At 63.4% G+C, this 8,360-nt stretch carries 1 protein-coding gene; it reads right to left on the reverse strand.

Annotation, left to right across the window (positions count from 1 at the left end):
• Nucleotides 1–8,360, reverse strand: an 8,360-nt coding sequence (locus AC1DWI_RS07310; RefSeq protein WP_477724604.1) for a LysM peptidoglycan-binding domain-containing protein, incomplete at both ends; no start/stop codon positions are given.

Here is an 8,360-nt window from a genome sequence, read left to right on the forward strand (position 1 = left end):
CATTGTCCCCACGATCAAACGCAAGCAATGACCTGACACCCGGCAGGTTCTTGAGAGTTTCAATGCCCACCGCACCAGGTCCGTACTGCTTTACGGCGCGACCAAAATCACTCATAGGCTCGTAGTTGCTATCGCTCGGAATAGCCCCCTCAGCCTTCAATCGGGTGAACTCGCTGTAGCCTATCAAATCCCCAACAGCACCGCCGATAGCAATGGTGCCATTGACAATATCCGGGACTAAACCTTTGCCGGTTTTCGCATAGTCCGCACCCACCACCCATTTTGCAGTCTTCCCTGCAGCAGACAGGACATCATCCAGCGTTATCGGTCGATCTAGCGGAATAGCGGGATGTGACAAGTATCGATCCATAAGATCCACTGGGTCGTCATAGTTACGCCAGCGATCCGGGCCTGCCTCACGCGCAATGGCATCCGCTTGACGTTTTGCAAAGTAGGTCCCGCCCATGGCCCCACGRCCGGCCACCTCTGGCGATACCACTACACCAGCCAAGGTTGTATCGTCGGGTATTTGTAAAACTTGACCTGCACCAAGATCGTGGCGAGAGGCCAGCCCGTTGTATTGGGCAAGTTTGTCCAGATACGCTGCGTCGTTCCGACCCGTAATACCTGACAGAGTTTGACCAGTCTTGACAGTATGAGTTGGCGGCGCGCGATAGTTGTCGCTTTGAAGATCCATCCCGTTGATATCGTCCAGGCCACCCAACTGGTCCCCCTGCGCTACGTAGATTGGATTGGCTGCCCGTCTATTAGCTACGTCCGCAGCCCAACTCTCACCCCCATTCCACGGCTCATTGTTACTGCCTCCCCCAACTGTCTGGTCGTAACCCACCGTACTTGATTCCAAGTTGTCTCGGAACGCCGAGCCCAACGCATTCCCGAATGCATCCGTCGCAATCTGCTGCACGGCAATCCTACCGCCCCGGGCAATGGCGGTGGCCGTGCCTGCGGCCAAGCCGGTCAACATTCTTGCCGCAAAGGGGTTGATATTCGTCTTGCCGAGCCTCTCGCCAACCTCAAAACCCACACCGGCACCCACGGCGCTGGCAGCCACACCACGCCAATCAAAATGGTCTTGCAAACCGGTCGCGACAGACACACCTTGCGTTATCGCATTGCCAACGGCCRAACGCACCATGACATTGCCGAGGCTGCCGGCTTGTCCGCCCAGTGGCGCAAAGCCTGACAGGGCACCGCCTACCCCGCCACTGATCGCGGCCAAGGCAACGCCATCCCAGTTGAAATCCTGCTGCATGCCGGTGGCAATGCCAACAGCCTGACCGGCAATGGAGCCAATCGCGCTGCCAATCGCGCCGGCTGCAACAGCGACACCTATTCCTGCGGCGCCTCCCAGAACGGCACCACCGGCGGCCAATGTTGCTCCAAATGTGGTGGCTCCAGCGGTCCCAAAGGCAACACCGCTCGTTGCAGCAGCGGTTGCCGCTGCCGAGCTCCCCAGCGCGCCAGAGGCCGCCATAGCGCCAGCGGTATAAATTGCGGCCACCACGACGATGGCAATGACAAGGACCTGCCCAAAGAAGCCGCACCCGTCATCGCCGCTCTGCGCCGCAGGCGGCGGAGGCGTCGGCAGGTTGGGCGTGGTGTCGCCCACGATCGCGCTCGGGTCGTAAGGCTTGAAGGTATTGGCGTTGTTGTTGATGGTCCCGACCCGGTTGGGGATGGTCAGGGTCTGGCCTATCCTCAGGTCGCTGTCGCTGGCCAGGCCATTGGCTTCGGCGATGCGGTACCAGAGCGAGCTGTCGCCGTAGGCGCCCCTGGCAATGCTTTGCAGGGTGTCGTTGGGCGCCACGATGTAGGTGCCCGGGCTGGGCTTGGGATAGCTGCCGTTGATGGGCTGGTAGCCGAAGTTGAAGTCCACCACGTTGGCGCCATTGGAGGCATTGCCGTAGCGGCCCAGCACTTCGCCCGCAACGATGAGCTGGCGCTGAACCTGGCCGTTCTGGGCGGTGTACAGGGCCTTGCCCGACGCATCATTGACGAAGTTGCGGTTGACAGCGCCGTTGGTGCTGTCGGTGATGGCCGTCAGGTTGCCGTTGACGTCGTAGTAGCTGCTGGTGGTGCCGGCCGAGAAGTAGGTGCTGGTGCCGTAGACACTGGCTTCCTTGTAGCCGTCAAAGCGGTTTTGCGCGTAGCTGTAATAGTTGGTGTAGGCCGTGCCTTCGTAGTTCTGCAACGCGTAGCTTTGTAGGTTGCCTGCGGCGTCATAGCTGGTGTAGTTGATGTCGTACTTGGCGCCGTTGTCGCTGCGCAGCACACGCTGGTACAGCATGCGCCCGTTGGCATCAAAGCGGTTGATGCGGGTTTCGCTGCCGCTGGCGCCTGATGCGCCGCCTGTGAGGGCATTGACATAGCCTACCGGCAGGGTGCCTGCGGGGCCCGTCTGCAGAACGCGGCCGGCTCCGTCGTRGTAGCGATAGTCCAGGTGCACACCGTCGCGCACCACGCCCATCAGGCGGTTCAGGCCGTCGTAGCCGTAGGTCTCGACGGTGGTGCCCTGGTTGGCGTAGTAGTCGGTCCGGTAAATCGGCGTGTAGCCGACGACACCCCAGGTCGTGATCAGATTACCCGACTCGTCATAGGTGTAATTTCCCGATTCATCCAGCACGGGGATGGCGCCATAGACGGCGTCGTAGTGATCGACCACCTGGCCAGAGGTAACACGGTTGCCATAGTAGGTATCACTCATCCGGTTTCCGCTGCCGTCGTAGGTGATGCGGTGGCCTGTGGTGCCCAGGTTGCCGGCGGCATCGACCGCATCGACCACGGTCTGCCGGTTCATGGCGTCGTACTGGAAGTAGCGGTCCGCATCCACCGCGCCGCCCCCGTTGATGACGTGGGTCTGGATACGGGTACGGTTGCCCATCTTGTCGTATTCCAGGTTGATGAAGGCGCGGGTGTCGCCCACCCAGCGCAAGCGGCCCAGCGCGTCATAGGCCATGGAGTTGTCCTGGTAGGTCACCCCGCCCTGCACCACTTTTTCGCGTACCGAATGGCCACCCAGGTCCCACGCATAAGTGGTGACCTTGCCCATTGCTGCGTCAGTGTTACGGACCAGCTGGCCGGCAGCGTCGTAGGCGTATTGCAGGTTCTGGCCGCGGGTGCTGGTCTGTGAAACCAGCTGGCGCGCATTGTCGTAGGCATAGGTGAATTTGGCGCCGCCCAGATCGGTGTGGCTGTAAAGCTGGCCGAAGTAGTCGTAGTTCCAGGTGGCGCTGTTGGTGTTGGCGTCAACCTCGGCCGACTTGCGGCCGCGCAGGTCAAAGGTGGCCTTGACGGTCTGGCCCAGGGGCTGGCGGGTCGCCACGACGTTGTCGAGCATGTCGTAGGCGTAGCTCAATGTCTCGTTGTTGCCATTGGTCGAGGTGAGCTTGCGGCCCGCCTGGTCCCAGGTGCTGGTCTCGGTGATGGCGCGGGTGTTGACATACGCCAGCCAGTTGGATGCGCCTACGGTGTACACAGCCTCTGTTGGCCGCACCGTGCTCAGCAGGCGGTTGAGTTTGTCGTAGTTAAAGGTGGTCACAAACGCGCGCGCGTCCCTGACCTGTACCTTGTTGCCGAAAACGTCATACCGGTAACTCACCACGCCCGCATCGGCATGGGTTTCCTTGACGAGGTTGCCGGCGGCGTCAAACTCCTGCAGGTTGCTGTTGCCACGTGCGTCTGTCATGGCCAGTTGCCGGCCCATGCGGTCGTAGTAAATGGCGGTGACAGGGCTGGCCGCACTCTGGTTTCCGTCGGTATCGGCCTGGCTCTGGCGCACGATCTGGTTGTTGGCGTTGTAGCTGTAGGTGGTCTTCCAGCCCGGGGCCCGCGGGTCGTTGATCTCGAGCACATTGCCCCAGCGGTCGGTCTTCTGGTTGACGACCGGCCGGCTCCACTGGCTGGTGCCCGCCGTTGCCGCGGACACCGGCACAGGCAACCAGCCCGAGCTGGTTGTGGCACCGCCGGAAACCGTTGTCAGCACCTGGTATTCATAGGCCGCGAGGTTGCGCGTTCCGGCGTCATAACGCAGTGCGTCGCCGAAGTTCACAAGGCTGACAGTCTCAACCGGTGTGGTGGCGCCAGCCGGGCGCAACTGCAGCTGCAGCGTGGTCGACGCATCTGTCGGCGCCGTCAGCTCAATGCTGCTGCCGTTGGTGCCGAAACTGCTGCGGTCGGTGATGAGCCGCCAGTTGCCCTGGTAATCTTTTTTGTACAGGCGCATGCGAGTCACAGCAGAAAGGCCACCCACCACGCCGGAGTCGACCCAGCTCATGGTCATGCCGCTGGGAGCCTGGTCCCCGGTCAAAGTGCGGGTAATGCTGGAGGCGACCGCGCCCACATATGAGCTGGTCCCAATGACGTTGCCGGATTCGTCCTTGGCGGGGGTATACGTGCCGTCTTCACCATAGACCATGGTCTGGCCCGACACGTAGGTGTAGGGCTGGGTCACGTAGTCAATCGTGACCTGAATATCGCCACCGCCGAGATTGGCCAGAGACGACCAGCTCAGGTAGACGTTGTTGCTGCCGTACCAGCCGGTGCTGTTGCCATTCCAGTCGTATGCGGGATAAGAAACGGAGGCAATGCCCGCGTTGGCCTGGTTCGCACGGACGGCCACACCGCCCTGGCTTGTCAGGCGTTCGGCCTGGAGTTGCTGGGTGACGTGGCCGAGCGCGTCATACTGCACGTCGGTGCGCCGGACATCGGCCAGGCCGGCTACCTGGTCAGCGCTCGTATACGCCAGCAGATTCAGGTTGCCGCGGCCGGAGCCCGCGCTGCGGATATCGGCCGTCTGGTTACCCTGCAAATCGTACAGAGAAACCTTGGCGATACCGTCACCGCTGTTGGTGCGCCAGAGACGGCCAGCGCTGTCGTAGTCGAAGTACTCTTCGCGCCCGCCATTGATGCCCTTGCGCGTCATCTCGCCGAAGGCGTTGTATTCGACGGCGGTGTCCACCACGCCGGCCTGCGCCTGGTTGACGGTGGTGATGCCGGAACCGTTTGCCTGCGCCGGGCTGCCTTGCCACTTCATGGCCCAATTGCCGACCGCATCCTGCTGCCACACGCGTATGGTGAACAGCTGCGAGATACCGCCGTCGACGGAGCTGGCATTGCCCCACGCCAGCGTCACGCCGCCAGCCGCATTGGCCGCGTTGAAGTCGCGCGTCACACTGGCCGCGTGAGAATAGCCGCCGTCGAAAAGAAGAACGCCGTTTTCATCGCGGCCGATGTACTGGGGTACGGCCACGGTCTGGTAATCCAGCTGGACCCGCACAAGGCCGCCGCCGGCGTCAATCAGCGACGACCAGCCGAGTGTTGCGCTATTGCCGGCGCCTGTCAGCGCATAGGCGCCGCTTTCGTCATAGGTAACGTAGGTGTAGGTATCCGAGGAAAACCCCGTTGTCAGGCCGCTCTGCAGCACCGTGGTGGAGGCAGGATCGATGACGTGGGTCTGGCGGCCCAGCTTGTCATATTGGTAGACGCGGAATTTGGTCCTGGYGACGCCGTCATTGCCGGTGACGGCTTGCCACTCCTTGGCGATGTTTCCGTGCGCGTCGTAGGAGCTGTAGTGGTTGTAGCCCAGTGCGTCGGTCACCTGGGTGGCATGGCCCGAACGGTCGTACGCGGCCAGCGTCGTACGGTCAGAGCCGGATGCCGCGCCCTGCGTGAACGCTGTGGCGGTCGCCACTGCCGCGCCGTTGGCGAGTTCCACCTTGCTGACCACGTTGCCATAGGCATCGCGGCGGAACAGCGTGAGCGGTGTGAGGACCACGTTGGTGCCCGGCGTGACCACGTCGATGCGCGAGGGCTCGGCCACCGCTGTCACGCGACCCATCGCGTCGTAATAGCTGTAAGTGGTGGCGCCGGTGGCGTCAGTGGTGGCCGTCTTGTTGCCGACGGCGTCATAAAGGTAGCTGGTGACCGCGTTCCCGCGCACGCCGGTGGTGCTGGCGGTGGAGACGCTGTACAGCACATTGACGCGCGTGTCCGACAGCTTGCGGTTGCCGCGGTCAAAAATCGAGGTCGTCTTGCGGTCGTCGTTGGCGGAAACAACAGGAGCCGGCGCCGCGGTGTGAGCGACGGAGCTGTTCCAGCCCACGATGGCGCTGGCGTACTCGGTACGGTCCACGACATTGCCGGCTGCATCGAAAGCCTGCGTCGTCAGGTAACCCAGGGCATCGACGATGGCCGTCTGCCCTCCCCGGGTGTCATAGAAATACTCCGTCGCGGTCCAGGTGTCGGTGACGGCATTCTTGAGCAAAGCGACACGGCTGAGGTCGCCGAAGGCGTTGTAGCTGTTGCGCGTGGTCTTGCCTGCGGTGAAATACTGCGCGCCCGCGGTGGCTGTTGAATCGTAGGCGTAGCCCTGTGGCTCAATCACCTTGGTGACGCGGCCCAGGCGGTCGTACTCGGTCAGCAGAATGCGGTCGGTACTATGGCTGAAGCCGACCGCGGCCAGGGCGGTGCCGATCTGCGTGCTGCTGAGCCGCGCGGGGTTGCCGGTGAGCAGCGTGGTGGCCGAACCGTAACGCGTCAGCGTGGTGACTTCGCCCCAAGTGTCGCGCGCATAGCCCGTCACAAAGCCGAGGGCATCGACGTCATAGCTGAGACGGCCGAGCCTGTCGTAGGCCTTGTAGCTCATGGCGCCGGCGACGTCGCGGTTGGCGACGGCATTGCCAAACACGTCGTAAGTGGTCTGACTGCTCAGCGTCTGCAGGGTTTCAGTGCGGGTGGCAAGCCCGGTGGCGCCGTTGACGGTGACGTTGTCGCCAGCAGCGTTGTAGACCGAAACCGGCGGAAAGATCGTCTTGACCTGGCGGCCAACAGCGTCGTACTCGTAACTGGTGGTGCGCTCTTCGGCGCGACCCAAGGCTTCGGTACGCGACAGCAGGTTGCCCAGCGCGTCGTACGTCATGCGGGTCACGATGCTGGCGTTGCCGCTGAGCGCGGGGTTGACTTCCAGCTGGCCGGTCGTGGCATTGACCTGCAGGCCGGTCACCGCAACCTGGGGGGAGGTCTCGGTGACGAGACGGCCGGCCGCGTCGTAGCCGTAGTTCCAGGTGGCGCCGTTCTTGTTGGTGAACGTGAGCTTTTCACCGATGGCGTTGTAGGTATTGGATTCGGTGAAGCCCAGGGCATCGGTGCTACTGGTCAGGCGGCCCGCGGCGTCATAGACGAAGCTGCTGCTGCGGTCATTCGCGGCCGAAGCAACGATGGCCCCTGCGATCGCGGTGGCCGTGCTGGCCGTTGCTGCCGGTATGGCCAAGGCATATTCGGTCACACCCTTGATGGCGCCGTTGCCGTCGTACACCGTCTTGCGGACATAGCCCAGGGCGTCAACACCGTAGACCTGGCGATTGCCGGCGTCGAACGCGCGCTTTTCCACGCGGTCGTTCGCCGCGCTGGCCACCACCAGCAGCGCGACGGCGGAGGTCGAAGCCACGGCCGGCAGGGTCGACACGTCCACCAGCGCGGCATAGCGCCGGGTCTGCACGGCATTGCCGGCGACGTCAAACGTGGTTTCGGTCGCGGCCCCACCGGCATCGATGCGGAAAACCTGGCGATTCGCCCGGTCGTAGGCAAAGCGCTCGATGCGGTCGTTGGCGGCACTGGCAACCACGGCGGCCTGAATCGTGTCGGCATCCGGCGTGGTTGCGGCCACGGGCGGCGTGACGGCTGTTGCATAGGCCAGCCTTTGCGCCACATTGCCGTTGGCGTCGTAAATGAATTTCGTCACGCCGCCCAGCGCGTCGACGCTGAAGGTCTGGCGGTTGGCCTTGTCATAGGCCAACACGGTGATGCGGTCGGCGGCGCTGGCCGTGACGCTGGCCGGCGCGGCTGAGGCGGCGATGGCCGTGGCGTACTGGATGGTCTTGACGGTGTTGCCGTTGSWGTCGTAGACCTGCTTGACGACGGCGCCKGTTCCGTCGACGGASAGCACRGCGCGGCCRAGCTGGTCGTACACRGTGCGCAGGCGCTGATCGTGTGCGGCATCGGCSRCCGGYGCGGGCRKSGTRCCMGCCACCCAGGCRCYRCCACCGGACATCGCSACRCGGTTKGCATARGCCACGCGCTCAATGACGTTGCCRGCCGCGTCATACACGTACTTGACCACCTCGCCCAGGGCGTTGACCGTGGCCGTGAGCCGGCCGTCCCTGTCGTAGACGCGGTTCTCCACCAGGTCCGAGCCCGCGGCGGCAAGCACCCTGGCCTGGATTTGCGCCACGCTGGCGGCCGCCGGCAAGCCGGCCATATCCGCCGGTGTGATAGCCGTTGCATAGACCGTGGTCTTGACGACGCGGCCTTCCGCGTCAAAGCCGCTCTGCCTGACGTTGCCC

Source organism: Polaromonas sp. P3_C2, assembly GCF_056402675.1.